Origin of the sequence: Halomonas sp. 3D7M (assembly GCF_014897885.1) — a bacterium.
In the GTDB taxonomy this organism is placed as follows: Bacteria; Pseudomonadota; Gammaproteobacteria; order Pseudomonadales; family Halomonadaceae; genus Vreelandella.
The window spans coordinates 30866-48178 of record NZ_JABUZF010000240.1; the positions used below are offsets into that span (position 1 = coordinate 30866).

Sequence of the window (17313 nt, forward strand, 5' to 3'; positions counted from 1 at the left end):
GCCGCTTAAAGCGTGCCGAGCCGGTCACGTTAGTGCGCTCACCGACATTGACAAACAGCGCGTCGGCTTCAATGTTGAAGGGCTCTAAGCCAGACAGACGGCACGCATGACTACGCTTTGCAATCTTGCGGGGCGCCATCGAGCTGACTGCCTCAGCGATGGCGCGAATATGCTCAGGGGTTGAGCCACAGCAGCCCCCAATAATATTGACCAGTCCACTTGCCGCGAACTCGCTGACAATGGCCGCCATTTCCTCTGGGGTTTGGTCATACTCACCAAACTCATTGGGTAGGCCCGCATTGGGGTGCGCAGAAACAAAGGTATCGGCTTTAGTGGAAAGCTCTTCGATGTAAGGGCGCAGCTCCTCCGCACCTAGAGCACAGTTCAAGCCAACTGAGAGAGGCTGAGCGTGGCGAACAGAGTTCCAGAATGCCTCGGTGGTTTGACCAGAAAGCGTGCGACCTGAGGCATCGGTAATGGTGCCGGAAATCATCACCGGCAGCCGCGTGTTCAGGTCATCAAACAACTCTTCAAGGGCATAAATAGCGGCTTTGGCATTAAGTGTGTCAAAGATAGTCTCGATCATAATAAGATCTGCACCGCCTTCGATTAACGCCCTAGCAGCTTCGTAATAGTTCTCGCGAAGCTCGTCGAAGGTGACATTGCGCTTAGAAGGGTCGTTGACATCCGGCGACAGAGACGCGGTGCGTGAGGTTGGCCCAAGTACCCCAGCGACATACCGCGGGATATTCGTTTCAGCCGCCACGGCGTCACAGACATTACGCGCCAAACGTGCCGACTCACGATTCAGCTCAGGCACCAAATCTTCCATGCCATAGTCTGACTGGGAAAGACGTGTGCTATTAAATGTATTGGTTTCGATAATATCCGCGCCAGCTTCTAAATAGTCGCGGTGAATACGTGCTACTAAGTCCGGACAGGTAAGTGCTAATAAGTCATTATTACCTTTAAGGTCCGAGGGCCAGTCACGAAAGCGGTCACTACGGAAATCGTCCTCGCTGAGTTCGGCGTTCTGCAACATGGTGCCCATGCCGCCGTCCAAAATCAGGATACGTTGGGCAAGGCGTTGGGTGAGGGAAGCAGTCAAATCACTAGCAGCCATGGCAGGGGGGAATCTCCAGCGTCTCAGTCAAAAAGGATATTTTTTATAGTCGTCGTCATAGTGTGAGCGGCGCCTATCATAACAAAGGGCACACCATAGGGCAGCAAGTAAGGGCGTGAAGTTATTGCAGTATCTTAATGAGGCGCGCTCATATACATAGGCAATAGCCTACTAAAATAGTCGGGATTGTGCTGGCGAGCAGTTTTGCTTACCATAGGCGTTAATGAAATAGTTATAAATGACATGTGATGTGGCCAAGCCACAACCACGGGAGGATAACATCCCTTATGACCGCGACTATCGAAACAGATACCCAAGGTATTGATATTACTGACAGTGCTCAGGAATATCTTGCTGAACTGTTGGAAAAGCAGAATGTTGAAGGCATTGCTGTACGTATTTTTATCACCCAACCCGGCACGCCTTACGCGGAAACATGTTTAGCCTATTGCCGTCCAGGTGAAGAAGAACCCACTGACGTTAAGCTTGAACTTGAAAAAATTAACGTATTTCTCGATAAAAACAGCTTGGCGTTTTTAGACGAGGCGGTTGTTGATTTTAACGCGGATCGTATGGGCGGCCAGTTAACCATCAAGGCTCCTAACGCGAAAATGCCTAAAGTTAACGCGGACAGCCCGCTGGAAGACCGCATCAACTACACGCTTTACAGCGAGATTAACCCAGGGCTGGCGGCCCACGGTGGTGAAATCAAGCTGGTAGAGCTGACCGAAGACAAGGTGGCGATCCTTGCTTTTGGTGGCGGCTGCCAAGGTTGTGCAGCGGTAGATTTAACGCTTAAAGATGGCGTTGAGAAAACACTGATGGAGCGGATTCCTGAGCTAGCGGGTATCCGTGATGTGACCGATCACACGGATACAACGAACGCTTACTACCGCTAACGCACTGTTGGTGGCACCGTGTTCGCTTCGAAATGCCCAGTAGATCTGCGTAATGCCAGTCAGCCAAGGCTGGCTGGCATTATCCACTAGCCACATACAGCAAAGCGACCACCTTCCAAAGCGTGAACCGCACTGTCATTCCCGAGTGGGGTTATCGGGAATCCACCTTGACCTTGGCCTGCAGGAGCCCCAAATTCCAGGTCAACATGGATTCCCGCTAAGGGCCTGCGGGAATGACGAAGGCGGCTCGGTGGGCTGGGCTTTTTTATACGCAATGCATTACTCGTCAGTTGAGGTGCCTTCTTTATCCTGTGATGAAAGCGTCTCGGGCAGGGCTGTTAATTGCGCGTGAAGGGCTTCCATTCGTTGCCAAAGCTGTTGCTGCCAGTTTTCGTCCTGAAGCGCCGTTTTGTGCTGCTGTTCTAGTGCTTGGTGGGCTTTATCAAGCTCGCTCTGCAGGCTGGAGTGCAGCTCTTTTAGCGATATATTGTTGCGCTCAAGCTCGTCAATACGTTGTTGCAAGCTGCTGTTGTCTAACTGGTAGTGCTGCAACGTGTCTTTTTTGAGCTGAAGCTCTTTCGCCAAGCTGTCTGAGCGCTGCTCGAACTGGAGCAGGCGCTTTTGTAGTGCTTTTTCTTCTTGGGCACGCTCTTGTCTTAGCGTGTCTAGCAACGCCATCAGTTTTCCTTCCGCTGCTTCGTTACGCTGCTCCTCCTGAGCAAGGCGCTGTTCCCAAGCGGCTTGGCGTTGTTGCAGCTCTTCAGTGAAGCGCTCTTTCAGCGAAGCGACATCATGCTCCGACTGGGTAAGTAGCTGCTGGTATCGCTTAGCATCTTGGTTGGCTTGCTCTGCCTGTTGCTGCCACTGACGCTCGCTCGCTTGACTAGCGGCCAGCTCGCGATTAAGTGTCTCCAAGCGCTGTTCTGTATGTCGCAAATGCTCTGCAAGGGCACTTTCTCGTTGCTGCGCATTGGCTGTTTGCTGAAGTGCTTCGGCAGCTTCCTGCTGGGCGCTCTCTACCTGCCGATTAGCATCTTCACGATAGTGGACGAGCGCTTGATTGGCGACCTCTTGCGCCTCGCGCCATAGTTCGGTGGCGACGTTAACGATGACTTCTGGGACGCCCTTAGGTGGCGGAACATCGCGATTTTGCTCTCGCTCAATACGCCAATTACGGAAATGCTCACTGATCGTTGTGAAGCTGCCGGTTCCCAGTACTTCCCGAATGCGTTGCACGCTAGGAGTGTCGCCGCGAGCGAGCAGGGTGTCGATTGCTTGCTGAACATCACTGTATTGAATCCCGCTGCGAGCCATGGTGCTTATCCCTGTCAGATTGGTAGCGCTATTTTCGTAGGGTTTGGTTAAAATTACAATAATTACGTAATACATAAAACGTAATGTTATTTACATTAAGTGCTATAAATTCAAGATTACTGCCCTTATCTTGAATTTTAACGCTGATAACAGCACACTTAATCCATTGAAAAATCATGCAGTGGACATGGAGAAACGTAGAGATGCCCGGAGAGGTCGCGAAACAGCAAGAACAAGCATATAAAGGCCTAGAAGAGGGCAGTTGGCCTGATTTGCTGGCTAAGTCTCCCGTGCCCGTCCCTCCGGGAACTGACACGCAGTTAATTGATGCTCAAAACAACGTTGAGGCTGTTGCTGCGTGGCTTAGGGAGTATCAAGACAGCCCTCAGACATTGAAAAGTTATCGCCGAGAGGCGGAGCGCCTGCTGCTTTGGCTGTCCAGCCACAACACGTCGTTATGCGATATGAATCGTGAAATGTTGCGCCAGTACGAGGCTTTTTTGGCAGATCCTCAGCCAGCTGAGCAGTGGGTGGGGGCAAGTAAGCCTCGCTATCATGCGCAATGGCGACCTTTTCGTGGTGGGCTTTCGCCAGCAAGCCGGCGGCAAAGTCTGATTATTCTGCAGGGCTTATTTAGCTGGCTAGTGGAAGCAGGGTGGGTACGCCATAACCCATTTGTGCTAATGCGCGACAAGGCAAGGCGGCTGAATAACCAGGCTCAAACGATTGAGCGTTATTTAGAGCGCGATCTTTGGGTATGGTTTTGGCAGTGGCTGAATACGCCAGCTGGACACGCTAGTGAGCGAGAAGCGTATGAGCAAGCGCGGCGACGGTTTATATTCAGCTTCGCTTATCTATTAGCACCTCGTATTAGTGAAATGGCTAACGCTCGGATGGATGACTTTCAGGAAAGCGAGGGGCGGTGGTGGTGGGTGGTGGTCGGTAAGGGGAGTAAGCTTGCACGTATTCCGGTGCCCGATGACATGCTTGAGTGTGTGCTCGAATGGCGGGAAGCGCTTGGGTTAGCAGGCCTGCCCAGTTATCACGAACCCGACCCTCTTATCCGTGCGTTAGATAAACGTCGTGGCATTAGCGATAACCAACTTTATCGGCTGATTAAAGGCGTATTTAGCGAGGCGGCTGATGCACTAGAAGCGCAAAATGGTAAGCCTGCCTATGTGAGTGCGCTGCGTCGTGCAACCCCCCACTGGCTGCGGCATACGGCGATTACACATCAAGCGCAATCGGGGGTAAGCCTGCGCTATTTAGCCGAGAGTGCGCGCCATTCTAAACTGGATACGACGAGTCGCTACTTACACACCGAAGATAATGAATGGCACCAAGAGCAGCAGCGTCATCGCTTGAAAACAGCCCCAAAAACGCCTTCTGACCCGTTATAATAGGCATGATATTGAGACACCAACCCAAAGGAAACGCCATGGCAACTTCAGGCGCTGAGCTGGCCCAGCAAGAACTGGTCGAAGAGTTTGAAATATTTGATAACTGGATGGATCGTTATCAATACATTATCGATATGGGGAAGCAACTGCCTGACTTTCCGGAGGAGCAGCGAACTGAAGAGTTTAAGATTCAGGGCTGCCAATCTAACGTGTGGATGTGCCACGAAGGGCAGGGCGACAAGCTTATCTTCAAGGCAACGTCGGATGCGGCCATCGTTTCAGGACTGATTGCGTTGCTGCTGAGAATCTATAGCGATCGCACACCTGATGAGATTAGCCAAACCGAGCCTCACTTCTTGAAAGATTTAGGTTTGGATAAGCACCTATCACCTACCCGCAGTAACGGCTTGCATGCCATGTTGGAGCGTATTTACCAAGTGGCAAAACAGTCTTAATTGTAAACGCGCATTGGAAAGCTTTCTCAGTGATGATGGTCGCACTTTGAGTGCGGCGGCGCCGTTAAGTCCGGGTCTTCACGACACAACTGCTCGCTTCTGCCACCAGGCACGGGATCGATACCACCGGCGCTGCCTGGGTGGCATCGCATAATACGCTTTATCGCCATCCAGCCGCCCTTGAAAGGGCCATGCACTTGAATGGCTTCAACGGTATAGGACGAGCAGCTTGGCCAGAAGCGGCAGCGCGGCCCCAGTAGGGGGCTAATGGTGTATTGATAGACCTTGATACAGCCAATCATGACGATGGCAAGGGCCTTCAAGGCCCAGTGCTTTGCTTGGGATAGCAGCTTTACCACTATTTCTTGCCGTAAAGCGCCGCTGGGTCGATAAGCGGTTCGCTGGTAATCGTCGCACGCTGTTCGTTTACCGATAAGTAAAAACAGCTGCGTCGACCGGTGTGGCAAGCGGGTCCAGTTTGATCGACTTGCAGTAATAGCGTGTCACCATCGCAGTCGAGAGCCGCAGATTTCAGCTGCTGTTGTTGACCCGAGGTTTCACCTTTACGCCAGAGCTTTTTACGCGAGCGTGAATAGTAGCAAACACGCTGCGTTGCTAGCGTTTCTTCAAGTGCCTCGCGGTTCATCCACGCCATCATTAACACCTCACCCGAATCAAACTGCTGCGCAATGGCAGGCAGCAAGCCTTGTTCGTTAAAGTGTACTGCGTCAAGAAGCGCTTCGGTCCCGGGCAACGTATCGGAAGGGCTGGCAGATTCTAGGGCTTTGAATAGGTCGCGCGGGGCTAATTGGTCAAAACGTGACATTACTCGTTACTCGCTGATCGGCAATTTTGGCACAAGCCTTGAAGTTCTATCGTTTGGCGCTCGACGTTAAACCCTTGTCGTTTGGCTAATTCGGCCAGTTGAGCGCTTATTTCATCTAAGTGAAGCTCTTCAACATAGCCACAATGGCGACAAATCAACAGCTGAAACCCATGGGCATGCTCAGGGCAGGCGCAGGCAACGTAAGCGTTTTGTGACTCTATACGATGAACGAGACCTTGCTCGATAAGAAAGTCGAGAGCACGGTAAACCGTGGGAGGTCTTGCTGCGGCATGCTCAGTGGATAGCTGGTCTAACAAGTCATACGCTTTTAGGCCGCCACCATTCTCAGCAATCAGCTCTAATACTCGGCGACGAATAGGTGTAAATCTCACGCCTCGGGTATGGCACTGGGATTCCGCTTGTTGTAATAGCGTATTAGCTTCTGTCATTAGGGCACTCGTTGAACGGGATATGCGTAGTCTACGCCGTCGCCGAAGAAGTGTCAGGCGTTTCTACGAGTTCGCTTTGGCGGGCAAAGTGGTGTTGTGCAAACGCTACCCGTTCCGCGACGGGAACACCGTCAGGCTGCTGCTCGATCAGGTCAAGCCGACGGCGAAGTCCTTCACCGTTGGTCATTTGGATAGCAAGCCCGGGGCGCGCATTAAGCTCAAGCAGCATGGGGCCATGCTTTCTATCTAGCACCATATCGGTGCCAAGATAGCCAAGCCCGGTCATCTCGTAGCAGCCTGCTGCCAGGTGGAGCAGGGTATCCCACTGTGGGACAACCAGACTTGCCAAGTCGTGACCTGTATCGGGATGGCTAAAGCATGGACGATCAAACTGCACTCCACGTAGGGCCGCGCCTGTGGCAATGTTCAGCCCAACACCCACGGCCCCCTGGTGAAGATTGGCCTTGCCATCCGACGCAGCGGTAGAAAGCCGCATCATGGCCATCACGGGATAACCTTTAAACACGATGACTCGAATGTCCGGTACGCCTTCATAGGTATAGGCCATCAGGCTTTCATCGAAATTGATCAGTGTTTCGATAACGGCGACATCCGGTGAGCCGCCTAGCGAATACAGCCCAGAAAGTATGTTCGAAACATGGCGCTCAATATCTTCAATCGACAAACTGACACCGCTTGGCTTGATAAAGATACCCTCTTGTACCTTTTCAATAACAAGTATGCCTTTTCCGCCACTGCCTTTGGCGGGCTTGATCACAAAGCCTGAATGGCCGCTCAGCATCTCACTGATATGCTTGACACCAAACTGAGTCGTTACCGTACCAATGAGCTCTGGCGTTGTGATGCCGTAACGTTGCGCAAGAAGCTTGGTTTTCAGCTTGTCGTCAACAAGCGGATATAAGCGTCGGGAATTATAGCGGCCAATGTAGCGAATATTTCGCCGATTCATGCCGATAATTCCCTTGTCTCTAAGTCGTGTCGGCCACGTCCAGTTCTTTAGCCAGCTCATGAGGATTTCTCTTCATCTGTAATTGGCTTAAAACGGCGAAGCTCCAATAAACGATAGCCCGTGTAATTACCAAGCAACAAGATGAGCGCCATCAGAATGAACTGAACACCAAGGAAGTTGAAAGTAATGTGGCGAACCCAGGGGTTGTTCATGGCAAGGAACGCTAATACAGCGGTTAAGAGGCTGCCTCCGCCTTGAACCAGTACCTGCTTTGGCCCTTCCTCTTCCCAAAGAATCGACATCCGCTCAATCGTCCACGCCAGAATGATCATTGGGAAAAATGTGACGGTTAACCCCGAACTTAGGCCCATACGATAAGCAATGACAGTGAAAATTGAGATGATTGCTATGACCGTGATGATGACCGCCGAAACCCTCGCTACCAGCAATAGATTGAGGTATGAAAGATAATTACGAATGATCAAGCCCATGGCCACAATCAGCAGGAAGCCAATTAAGCCCGTTAGCAGGGTAGTTTGAATAAACGCTAATGCAATCAGCACCGGCATAAACGTGCCCGACGTTTTTACCCCAACCAGCACGCGCAAAAACACCACTACCAGCGCGCCAATGGGAATCAGCAGGATCGTTTGGAAAAGTGCCTGCTCTTCCAAAGGAAGGCTATGGATAGAAAAGTTGAGTAGTGTGTCATCAGAGTAGTGATTGCGAACCGCCGCAGAAGCCGGTTGGTAATGTGTCAACATTGAAAAGGTGACACGCGAATTGGTTCCGCCCTGGACCTCTAGCACCGCGCGACCACCTGTTTCCCAGAGCAGAAGGTTGTCGGGTTTTCCTTGCTCGCCGGTAGTCGGATTAAAGAGTGTCCACGTTTCGGCAGATTCGTCGAACACTTGAATCCAACTGCTGAGGGTTTGTCGACGACGACCATCCTCCATCAATAGGCCGCTGACTTCCCTTGCATGAACACCCGCTTGGTTCAACAAACGCACAATCAGTGGCGATGGCTGTTCCTGGGCTAAGAGTAGTCGTGCATTTTCCCCTTGGCGTTCGCCATTAATATCTAAAATCAATTCTCTCGCAAAGGTGGCGTTATTGGCGCTACGTGCCCAAGCACGATCAATTAATTGGCTAGCGGCAGTGTCGTACGGGCTTTCCCAGGGGGGAACAGACGATAATTCTGGTGGCGTTTGTACCGGTGAGCGCGCATCTGGCGAAACCAGCATTTGCACCGAATAGTAAAGCTGCTGGCTGCCAGCGGCATTACGAATAGTCCACTCAGCCTGACGACCTAGCTCATCTGCTTTGTAGGCAAGCCCATAGCCAGAAGACGCGGTGTTTTCGGTCAAAACCCGGTACCCAGCCTGATGTGAAGGCAGTGCTAGATCAACCTGCACAGGGCCGTCCTGGGCATTAAAGTTGATAACAGCTTCGATTTCCCATACTTGGCGCTGTTCGCCGGGTAGCCAGGGGATTTCGAACTGAACATGTCGATGCACACTGGCGGCAATACCAACCAACAGCAGTAGTCCAACGATCAAATAAAACGGCAACCGTGACATCATGATTCCTTTCAGCGAAAAACGGCGGGGGAGAACTGTTACTCTTCAGTATCGTCTTGATCTGCTGCTTCATCTTCAGCGGCTTGATCGGCAGGTTCACCGCCAGGGAATTCTGGACGTTCGTAAAGATAGGTTTGAGCAACATCAATGGTGGCAATATCCATCATGAATCGCCGTCCTAACAGCACTGGGTAGTCCAAATGGGTGCGATTATTAAGCGTGAACTCAACGTTTTCGCGGATTGGGCCCAAGGTCATTAACAGTGAGATCACTGGGCGAGACTCTTCACCAGATGCCTGAACAATACGCACCCTACGTACAATTGGCGCTTCGATCCATTCATCACGCACGCGATCTACGACCACGTCATTGTCATTTAGTGCCAACTTAAAGCGCACCCAATTTTCGCCATCACGTTCAAAGCGGGTAATTTCGGATGCTGATAGTGATGACGTGTTGGCTCCAGAATCAACGCGCGCCTTCAAATAAGTGCCAACACTGGGTAAACCAACCCATTCACTGCGGCCTAGCAGTGTTTTGTTGTCTTGAGTGGCATCAACATCGCACTCTTCACGAACAATAACGGGATCTTCACCGCGAGCTTGTAGGCCAGCCACATCTTGGCGCAAATAGCGCAACAGGCTACCGACTTCGCGAACATCAGCTGTTAACGCTCGCTGTTGGTTAAGCTGCTGCTCGTGCAGTCGTGTAGACGCGGATGCACACTGCTGAGCAAGAGAGGTTTCAAGTTCAAGGATGCGGGTGTTAAAAGACGCTTCGCTTAGTGGCGGTGGCTCATTCGTTTCTGGCGGTGTCACAGCACAGCCTGCAAACGAAAGCGACAAACCAGCCATTAGACACAATACACCTGAGCGCATAACGTGAGATATCCTTAAACAAGAAGAGCATGAATGATAAGGAGAAGGACATTGTATTGTCCAACTTGATCCGCTGGTTTTGGAACCTTTATTTGCCTAATTTAACATAATATATATTATGCGAACCCGTATGATCTCACAGGCATCAGGTTAAAATCCTAATCATCAATGACAACCCTCATAAAAAACAGCCTGCTTTTTAAGCAGGCTGTTTTGTCATTAGCCAATCCGTAACGCTAACGTTGGGCCTTACTCACCAGCGGGTGCAGCGTATGAGCCGTCTTCCTGGTGTACTTCATTACCGGTAATTGCTGGCGTGAAAACGCATGCGACGGTCATGCCTTTTTCTTTACCGCGTAACAGATGTTCGTCGTGCTGATCCAGCAGATAAATATCGCCTGCTTTGATCGGCCAGATTTTGCCATCGGCTAGGGTTTCTACTTCGCCTTCGCCTTCATAGCAAAACACAGCTTCATAGTGGTTTTTGTAATGAATATGCGTCTCAGTGCCTGGGAAAATACGGGTAATATGAAATGAAAAACCCGCATTATCATTGGCTAGAACAAGACGCGTGCTGTCCCAATTGCCATTCTCGGCGGTGACAAGACGATCTGTTTTACGTGCTTCTTCAAGATTACGAACGATCATAGAATTGCTCCGTTATGAGGCACTTGGTATTAACCGAAGCGGCCCAGTGCTGAATCGATGCTGCAAAATTAGCCTAACTCTACATCACGCTTGGATAACAGCATTGACTGAGGCTTCTAGAATATCCAGCGCTTCCAGCAAGTCCTCATCACTGATGGTCAGCGGGCATAGGCATTTCACTACTTCGCCGTCTTGGCCGCTGGTCTCAATAATAAGGCCGTGCTCAAATGCTTTGCTGGTGATCTTGTCGGCAATATCACCAGAGACAACATCAATACCGCGCATGAGGCCGCGTCCACGTTCAGTGGCAGGCATGCCGTTCTCACTGAGTAAGGCTGCCAGCTTTTGGAAACGTTCTTCAACAATACGCGCTTTGCACTGAACATCACGCTCAAAAACATCATTTGACCAATATTTTTTGAGCGCAGCCGTGGCGGTCACCATCGCCAGGCTGAAACCACGGAACGTGCCGTTATACTGACCAGGCTTCCATTTATCAAGCTCTGGACGCATCAATACATGGGCAAATGGCAGCCCGAATCCAGAGAGTGATTTTGAGTTCGTCACGATATCAGGCGTGATGCCCGCGTGTTCAAAGCTAAAGAACTTACCCGTGCGGCCACAGCCTGCTTGGATGTCGTCGATGATCAACAGAATATCATGGGCGTGACAGATACTTTCTAAACGCTTGAGCCACTCAAGGCCTGCCACGTTAATACCGCCCTCGCCTTGCACGGTTTCGACAATAACACCTGCCGGTATATCGAGGCCGCCAGATTTGTCGTTAAGTAATTTCTCGAAGTAATCCAGCGTATCCGCATGCTCTCCCATATAACCATCAAAGGGTAAAAAGCTTGCGCCCTGTGTGGGAATGCCACCGGTCGCTTCGCGGAACTTGCGGTTACCCGTGGTTGCCAGTGCTCCCATGGTGACGCCGTGGAAGCCGTTGGTGAAGGTCACAATGTTATGGCGACCTTTAGCAACACGGGCCAAACGGATGGCCGCTTCTACTGCGTTAGTGCCTGTCGGACCAGGCAGATGTACCTTGTAGTCTAAGCCACGCGGTTTGAAGATAACTTCTTCAAGGGTTTCCAGGTAATCACGCTTTGCAGCGGTCCACATATCCAGGCCATGAACAATGCCATCTGTTGACAGATAGTCGATCATTGCTTGTTTGAGATGTGGGTTATTGTGGCCGTAATTGAGCGTGCCGGCACCGGCTAGGAAATCAATGTACTCACGACCATTCTCGTCCGTTAAACGAGCATTCTGGGCTTTGGTAAACACAACGGGGAATGAGCGCGAATAAGTACGTACGTTAGATTCCATGCGTTCAAGCGTTTGGGTCTGCATTAACGACCTCCTTTTTAAATCATTGAGCCAACAAGCGTAGGACAAACTGGCGGAAACAGCGGTAACACGTAACCAGCTAGCAAGAACCGCGTATTGGGCAATAGCTGGTCCGTTCCGTTACATGCTGTCTGTTTGAAATGGACCTATACGAACTAGGTTTTCAGGATCATGCTCCCCACCGAGTTGTTCGGTAGAGAAATATTCACGGCTATTTAAAGGGGCTTGCCAGCGTGCAGCGAGGCGGCGAAATAAGCCCCAAGAGGCCTGATTGTCTGGAGTGATCGTCGTTTCCAGATGATGCACATTATCAAGTTCTGGACGCGACATAATGGCTTCGACTAAGCGGCGCGCCAAGCCTGTACCACGTGCTTTTTCACCGACGGCAACCTGCCATAGAAAGTAGGTATCCGGCGCGTTGTCTTTCACATAGCCAGATACAAATCCTACTATCTCGCCCTCTTCATTTGTCGCGACCGCACAGGTGTCGCGAAACTGAGTTGCCAACAGTAAATAAGCATAAGCAGAATTAACATCAAGCGGCGGGCAAGCTTTTATCAACTCGTAGACGCCCCAACCATCATCTGCATTCGGCTTGCGAATAAATAACGGAGTAGATGCATGCCCGACCACAGCATCAGCGACTGTTGGGCGTGCAAGGTCTGCAGAAGGGGTAAAAGGTGTTATTGGCGTGCTCATGGTTATGCTTCGCTGTAGCGAATTTGAGCGCCATTATAACAGCTGATTATGAGCAATTCAAAAATCATATTATTCATCCTGTCCTTTTCCATAATTTTTGGTTATCAAAGGCGTCTCTACCTGCAAAAATCAGCTGAAAGAGCCGCTGTATTGGAAGAGTTTAGATCAACCTCACATAGCTGCGAGACAAAAAAGGCGAGCTAATGCTCGCCTTAAAAATGTAAATTTTATGTAATCAATTGCGCGTAGCTGTTCTCATTGTCACAAACTCTTCCGCACCTGTTGGATGGATGCCGATGGTACGATCAAAATCTTCTTTTGTAAGCCCAGCTCTGACCGAAATGGCGATCCCTTGTATTAATTCACCGGCCTCTTCACCGACCATGTGAGCCCCTACGACAACATCTGTCGCGTCATCAACGATTAGCTTCATTAAAGTGCGTTCTTGGCTACCAGACAAGGTGTGTTTCATTGCTTTAAAGTCCGCGCTATAAACGCTAATTTTGCCAATGTTTTCTCTGGCAGCCTCTTCAGATAGCCCTACCGTCCCAATATTGGGATGACAAAAAACCGCCGTAGGAATCGTGGCGTAGTCCAGCGGTTTAGGCAGTGTTTCATTGAAGTGGATATCGACTAACTGCATCGCCTCAGCCAGTGCTACGGGCGTCAATTCAGGCCCCTGGGTCAAATCGCCAAGCGCCAAGATTGAAGGGACCGCCGTCTCGTAGCGCGCATTTACTGGGATTTTTCCACTGCTATCAAGATGAATACCCAATGCTTCAAGCCCTAGCCCCTGCGTATTGGCATTACGTCCTGTCGCTGCTAAGACGGCATCTACCTCTTGAACATCACCGTTAGTTAAATACACGTTAAACGCCGAGCCATTGGGTTCAATCCGTTCAATATTGGTATTGAAATGCAGATTGACGCCTTTTTTGCTCATTTCATCGCGGGTAAAAGCTCGAACTTCTTCATCAAACCCTTTTAGAAACAGCTCTCCACGATAAATCAAATGTGTTTCACTACCGAGGCCGTTAAAAATGCTCGCGAATTCGACCGCAATATAGCCGCCTCCCAAAACCAGAAACCGCTCTGGAAAAGCGTCAAGGTCAAATATCTGGTTTGAAGTGACTGTGTATTCACTGCCAGGAAAATCAGGCACCCATGGCCAACCACCTGTCGCTAGCAGTATCTTTTGTGCGGTTACTTGGGTAACGCCTTCTTCAGAAGCCAGTGAAACGCTGTGTGCCCCTGTCACGGTTGCTCTAGCATGAAGCAGTACGACTCCCGCGCCCTCTAACATCCGCTGATAAATGCCATTAAGCCGTTTTATTTCACTGGTTTTATTATCGCGTAGCACTGACCACTCAAAGACAGCAGGCCCAGGCAACTGCCATCCAAAGCCTGCGGCATCATCGAAGCTGTCGTGAAAGTGAGCCGCATAGGAGTACAGTTTTTTAGGCACGCAGCCGACATTGACACAGGTGCCGCCCAAGTAACGATCTTCTGCTATAGCAACTCTGGCACCGCTTGCAGCTGCCATTCGTGCGGCGCGAACACCCCCTGACCCTGCTCCAATTACCAATAAATCGTATTCATATTCCGCGTTATCTGCCATGTGCTATTCCTATCCTGAACCATTGCATGTACTTATCGGTCATGTACTTACCGACAACGGTCGTTAAGCACAAAGATTGACCTTAGATTCTGAGAAGGTTAAAACCCCTCTCTCTGTACCCTAGTTTGCTCTATCTTGAACCTAACAGCTCCTAACCTGTGACGGAGATCCAATGTCTAACGCTATTGAAACACTGCTTGATAATAATCGCGCCTGGGCAGAGCGTATGTGTGAGGAAGATCCTGACTACTTTAAACGCCTTTCCAATCAGCAAAACCCTGATTACCTCTGGATTGGTTGTTCTGACAGTCGTGTGCCTGCTAACCAAATTATTGCCCTTCCGCCAGGCGAAGTTTTTGTCCATCGTAATGTCGCTAACCTGCTCCACCATACCGATATGAACGCACTGTCAGTTGTGCAGTTTGCGGTGGATGTACTTAAGGTCAGTCATATCATGATTGTGGGGCACTACGGTTGTGGTGGCATTAAGGCGGCAGTAACCGGCGGTGAGTGCGGAGTCGTCGATTACTGGCTGCATTCGGTGCGCGAACAGTATAACCATCACCGTAATACGCTTGAACATTTACCAATGGAAGAGCAAATTGACCGCATGTGCGAATTGAACGTAAAGGCTCAAGTTAATAGTTTGTGCCGAACCAAAATTCTGCAACGTGCCTGGCAGAGAGGCCAAGATATTTCAGTGCATGGTTGGGTCTATGGGTTGAGCGACGGCCGTGTAAAAGATCTCAAATGCACCATAACTGGCCTGGAGCAGGTTGAGACCCTTTATCGTATCGACCGCCTTCAACAAAGCGACTGACACCATCTGTGCCTATCGCTCTGATGACATCGATCTCGGTCAGTTATAGCGGTAGGCGCGATGACAGCTTTTACAGCTTAAGCCAACATCAGAAAATGCTCGCGTGGCCGCGCGATAGTCCTCTTGCTCGGCCGCATCGATTAGCGTCGCCACTTTTTGCTCAAGATCCGTAAATCCCGCTGCGAAATCTTCCCACTCTTCCCAGATTTCTGGGCGAGCGTCAGACCCACGCCCATGAGTGCCGACAATAAACGCGGGCAAAAAATGAGCTTGAGTCGCTTGTTCCTGAAGCGTTGCTAACCGCGGCGCGGCTCCGCGTGCATCCTGGTTATTCACCAAGTCAAAACGCAGCTGACGCAGAAGGCTTTCTAGCTCTTTCAATTCATCCTGACGCCATATGACCGCTTCTCGCTCACTTGCAAACGGGCTCTCTTCAACCGTTTGTGGCGCTGGAACGGCATCTTCAGTAACTTCCTCTGCCATGGTCGGCGTAGTAATTGCAGCAAAGACGACCAGGGCCCAAACCGAAGGCATGAGCCATGAACGTTTTAAAGTATGTGGCATTTTACTGACCTTATTACTGACCTTGTGATGGAGTACTTGGCTCTTCTCACCACGACTAACCGATGGGGCAAGTAACGCCAGTACCTTTGAGCCCGCAGTAACCAGCGGGGTTCTTGTCTAAATACTGCTGATGATAAGCCTCCGCGTAGTAAAAAGTATTCAGCGGCTTGATCTCGGTAGTAATAGTACCTCGGCCAGCCTCATCGAGCGCCTTTTGATAGGCATTGGCACTCTTTTCAGCAGCCATCAACTGAGCAGCCGTTGTTGTGAAAATGGCAGAGCGGTACTGGCTACCCACATCGTTGCCTTGACGATTGCCTTGAGTAGGGTCGTGCTGTTCCCAAAAAATTTGCAACAGCGTAGCCAAGGATGTGGCATTGGGATCATATACCACTCGAACTACCTCGGTATGGCCTGTTTGTCCCGTACACGTTTCTTGATAAGTTGGGTTTGGTGTTTCTCCCCCGGCATAACCGGCGGCAGTGACGTAAACTCCCGGCACTTGCCAAAACAGGCGTTCAACGCCCCAAAAGCACCCCATGCCTAACACAATTTCTTCATACCCTGCTGGGAAAGGAGGGTGAAGTGAGTGGCCTGTAACGGTATGTACGCTGCTCGTTTCAATCGGCGTTACGCGGCCAAGTGGTGCTGAATTTGCTTTAGAAAATAGCGTCATAACGCCCTCTTATTGCCGTGGATAAATCGTAGGGTCACCTGGCCGAGTAAATGTGTAGATTAAGTCGACGGCTTGATTTGCGCCTGATACTGCCTGCACATATAGATTGCGCCAAAGTGTGTAGCGTAATGTCAGTTCTGCAATGGGCGAGAAAATGCCAACACCGTAGCTAATCCGGATATCGTCGGTTAACTGCCCTGTCAGCACCACTTGGCTATTGTCACCTGCCCCAGTGGTATCCAAGGTCAAATCGCTAATACCAAACGCTTCCCCAATGGAGCCAACGGCTCCGCCTGTCTTACCGAGAGACATGCCGATTAAGGCGGTAGTAAGCGCACTATCAATCCCTCCTCCAGCAGCATCGGGTGCACGCCCCCTCAATAAATATGACAGCGCACGGGTTTCATCCATTGCTGGTTCTGAAAAGATCAGTAAGTTGGGCTCTTCTGCATTGCCACTAACACGAATGCCAGCAATAACCTCATCTTCCGTGATATCAGGATTACGAATTGCTTCGAAATCGAGAATTGGCAGCCCTGGAGGGCCACTGAATATCAGCTGTCCACGGCGAATCAGCAGATCCTGACTAAAGGCTTTAAAACGACCATTGATAAGGTTGACATCACCAAACAGCTGAAGTGCACCGCTGCCTTGACGAATTTCTAACGTGCCACCCAAATCAGAATTAAGCCCATATGCTGATATTTGCATATCACGGCCCAAGGTTAGTGTGATGAGCACATCAATGTCCATTCCTGATTGTGAAAGCTCATCAGCAGCGCTTGGCTCGCCATTGGCAGTCCGTTGCTGAGCCACTCGCTCAGCTTCTCGATCATCGCGCTCGGTGATAATGACTTCGTCAGAGCTTGGGCTAACAGCTGAGGCAGGAAGATCGCCAACTTCTAAGCGCGCCCATGGTAGATCGACATTGCCACGTACTTGCAAGCGATCCGGTGTTACACGAATGCGGATATCAGGCGCTGCTTCTAAACGCCCAAACTGTGGCAAAACGATTAATAATGGCTCCTGAGTCGCGTTAACATC

19 protein-coding genes are annotated in these 17313 nt (G+C 50.5%); 4 read left to right on the forward strand and 15 right to left on the reverse strand.

The window, feature by feature from the left end:
* The coding region (locus INT22_RS21090; protein WP_226912741.1) for a homocysteine S-methyltransferase family protein at window positions 1-1123 on the reverse strand (1123 nt) is incomplete at its 3' end.
* Window positions 1124-1410: 287 nt separating this feature from the next.
* Here INT22_RS21090 and nfuA point away from each other — a divergent pair.
* Window positions 1411-2022, forward strand: coding sequence for a Fe-S biogenesis protein NfuA (gene nfuA / locus INT22_RS14025; RefSeq protein ID WP_038484241.1), 612 nt, complete (start codon window positions 1411-1413; stop codon window positions 2020-2022).
* Window positions 2023-2301: 279 nt separating this feature from the next.
* Here the strand turns inward: nfuA and INT22_RS14030 are convergent, their stop codons facing one another.
* The gene (locus INT22_RS14030; protein ID WP_193060438.1) at window positions 2302-3336 is read right to left on the reverse strand and encodes a DNA-binding protein; all 1035 of its coding nucleotides are present in this window, start codon (window positions 3334-3336) and stop codon (window positions 2302-2304) included.
* A 203-nt stretch (window positions 3337-3539) separates the two neighbouring features.
* Between INT22_RS14030 and INT22_RS14035 the strand changes: the two genes are divergently transcribed.
* Both INT22_RS14035 and INT22_RS14040 read left to right on the forward strand, forming a co-directional pair.
* The gene (locus INT22_RS14035) at window positions 3540-4736 is read left to right on the forward strand and encodes a site-specific integrase (protein ID WP_193068433.1); all 1197 of its coding nucleotides are present in this window, start codon (window positions 3540-3542) and stop codon (window positions 4734-4736) included.
* Window positions 4737-4774: 38 nt separating this feature from the next.
* Window positions 4775-5191 (forward strand): SufE family protein, encoded by a 417-nt coding sequence (locus INT22_RS14040; protein ID WP_038484250.1) that lies wholly within the window; start codon window positions 4775-4777, stop codon window positions 5189-5191.
* 26 nt (window positions 5192-5217) lie between these two features.
* Here INT22_RS14040 and yidD read toward each other — a convergent pair whose 3' ends face one another.
* The 10 genes from yidD to gorA form a co-directional block, all read right to left on the reverse strand.
* On the reverse strand, window positions 5218-5493 hold the full coding sequence (gene yidD / locus INT22_RS14045) for a membrane protein insertion efficiency factor YidD (RefSeq protein ID WP_205739042.1): 276 nt from the start codon (window positions 5491-5493) through the stop codon (window positions 5218-5220).
* 56 nt (window positions 5494-5549) lie between these two features.
* Entirely contained in the window at window positions 5550-6017 is a 468-nt protein-coding gene (gene hisI, locus INT22_RS14050) for a phosphoribosyl-AMP cyclohydrolase (RefSeq protein ID WP_193068431.1), read from the reverse strand.
* Window positions 6017-6466, reverse strand: coding sequence for a transcriptional repressor (locus INT22_RS14055; RefSeq protein ID WP_038484256.1), 450 nt, complete (start codon window positions 6464-6466; stop codon window positions 6017-6019). Before INT22_RS14055 ends, hisI begins: the two co-directional genes overlap by 1 nt.
* 31 nt (window positions 6467-6497) lie before the next feature.
* Entirely contained in the window at window positions 6498-7496 is a 999-nt protein-coding gene (locus tag INT22_RS14060; RefSeq protein WP_038484259.1) for an alpha-L-glutamate ligase-like protein, read from the reverse strand.
* Complete coding sequence (locus tag INT22_RS14065; RefSeq protein ID WP_089038377.1) at window positions 7493-9016, reverse strand: inactive transglutaminase family protein; 1524 nt, start codon at window positions 9014-9016, stop codon at window positions 7493-7495. Before INT22_RS14065 ends, INT22_RS14060 begins: the two co-directional genes overlap by 4 nt.
* 38 nt (window positions 9017-9054) lie before the next feature.
* A complete protein-coding gene (locus INT22_RS14070) occupies window positions 9055-9894 on the reverse strand; it encodes an ATP-dependent zinc protease family protein (protein WP_089038378.1) in 840 nt (279 codons plus the stop codon).
* Between the two features lie 249 nt (window positions 9895-10143).
* On the reverse strand, window positions 10144-10542 hold the full coding sequence (locus INT22_RS14075; RefSeq protein WP_009724424.1) for an ectoine synthase: 399 nt from the start codon (window positions 10540-10542) through the stop codon (window positions 10144-10146).
* 84 nt (window positions 10543-10626) lie between these two features.
* Window positions 10627-11895, reverse strand: a complete 1269-nt coding sequence (gene ectB, locus INT22_RS14080; protein WP_193060443.1) for a diaminobutyrate--2-oxoglutarate transaminase — start codon at window positions 11893-11895, stop codon at window positions 10627-10629.
* Window positions 11896-12012: 117 nt separating this feature from the next.
* Window positions 12013-12591 (reverse strand): diaminobutyrate acetyltransferase, encoded by a 579-nt coding sequence (ectA, locus tag INT22_RS14085; RefSeq protein WP_030072977.1) that lies wholly within the window; start codon window positions 12589-12591, stop codon window positions 12013-12015.
* Between the two features lie 235 nt (window positions 12592-12826).
* Window positions 12827-14209 (reverse strand): glutathione-disulfide reductase, encoded by a 1383-nt coding sequence (gene gorA / locus INT22_RS14090; protein ID WP_193060444.1) that lies wholly within the window; start codon window positions 14207-14209, stop codon window positions 12827-12829.
* Window positions 14210-14381: 172 nt separating this feature from the next.
* Between gorA and can the strand changes: the two genes are divergently transcribed.
* Entirely contained in the window at window positions 14382-15029 is a 648-nt protein-coding gene (gene can, locus INT22_RS14095) for a carbonate dehydratase (protein ID WP_089038381.1), read from the forward strand.
* 39 nt (window positions 15030-15068) lie between these two features.
* Here the strand turns inward: can and INT22_RS14100 are convergent, their stop codons facing one another.
* From INT22_RS14100 to INT22_RS21095, 3 genes are all read right to left on the reverse strand, one after another.
* Window positions 15069-15563: a c-type cytochrome gene (locus INT22_RS14100; protein ID WP_226912743.1), complete on the reverse strand. Its 495-nt coding sequence runs from the start codon at window positions 15561-15563 to the stop codon at window positions 15069-15071.
* A gap of 85 nt (window positions 15564-15648) precedes the next feature.
* Window positions 15649-16269 carry a peptide-methionine (S)-S-oxide reductase MsrA gene (gene msrA, locus INT22_RS14105; RefSeq protein ID WP_193060446.1) on the reverse strand — a complete coding sequence of 207 codons (621 nt, stop codon included), beginning with the start codon at window positions 16267-16269 and terminating at the stop codon, window positions 15649-15651.
* A gap of 9 nt (window positions 16270-16278) precedes the next feature.
* A partial coding sequence (locus INT22_RS21095; RefSeq protein ID WP_226912744.1) for a translocation/assembly module TamB domain-containing protein occupies window positions 16279-17313 on the reverse strand: 1035 nt, incomplete at its 5' end.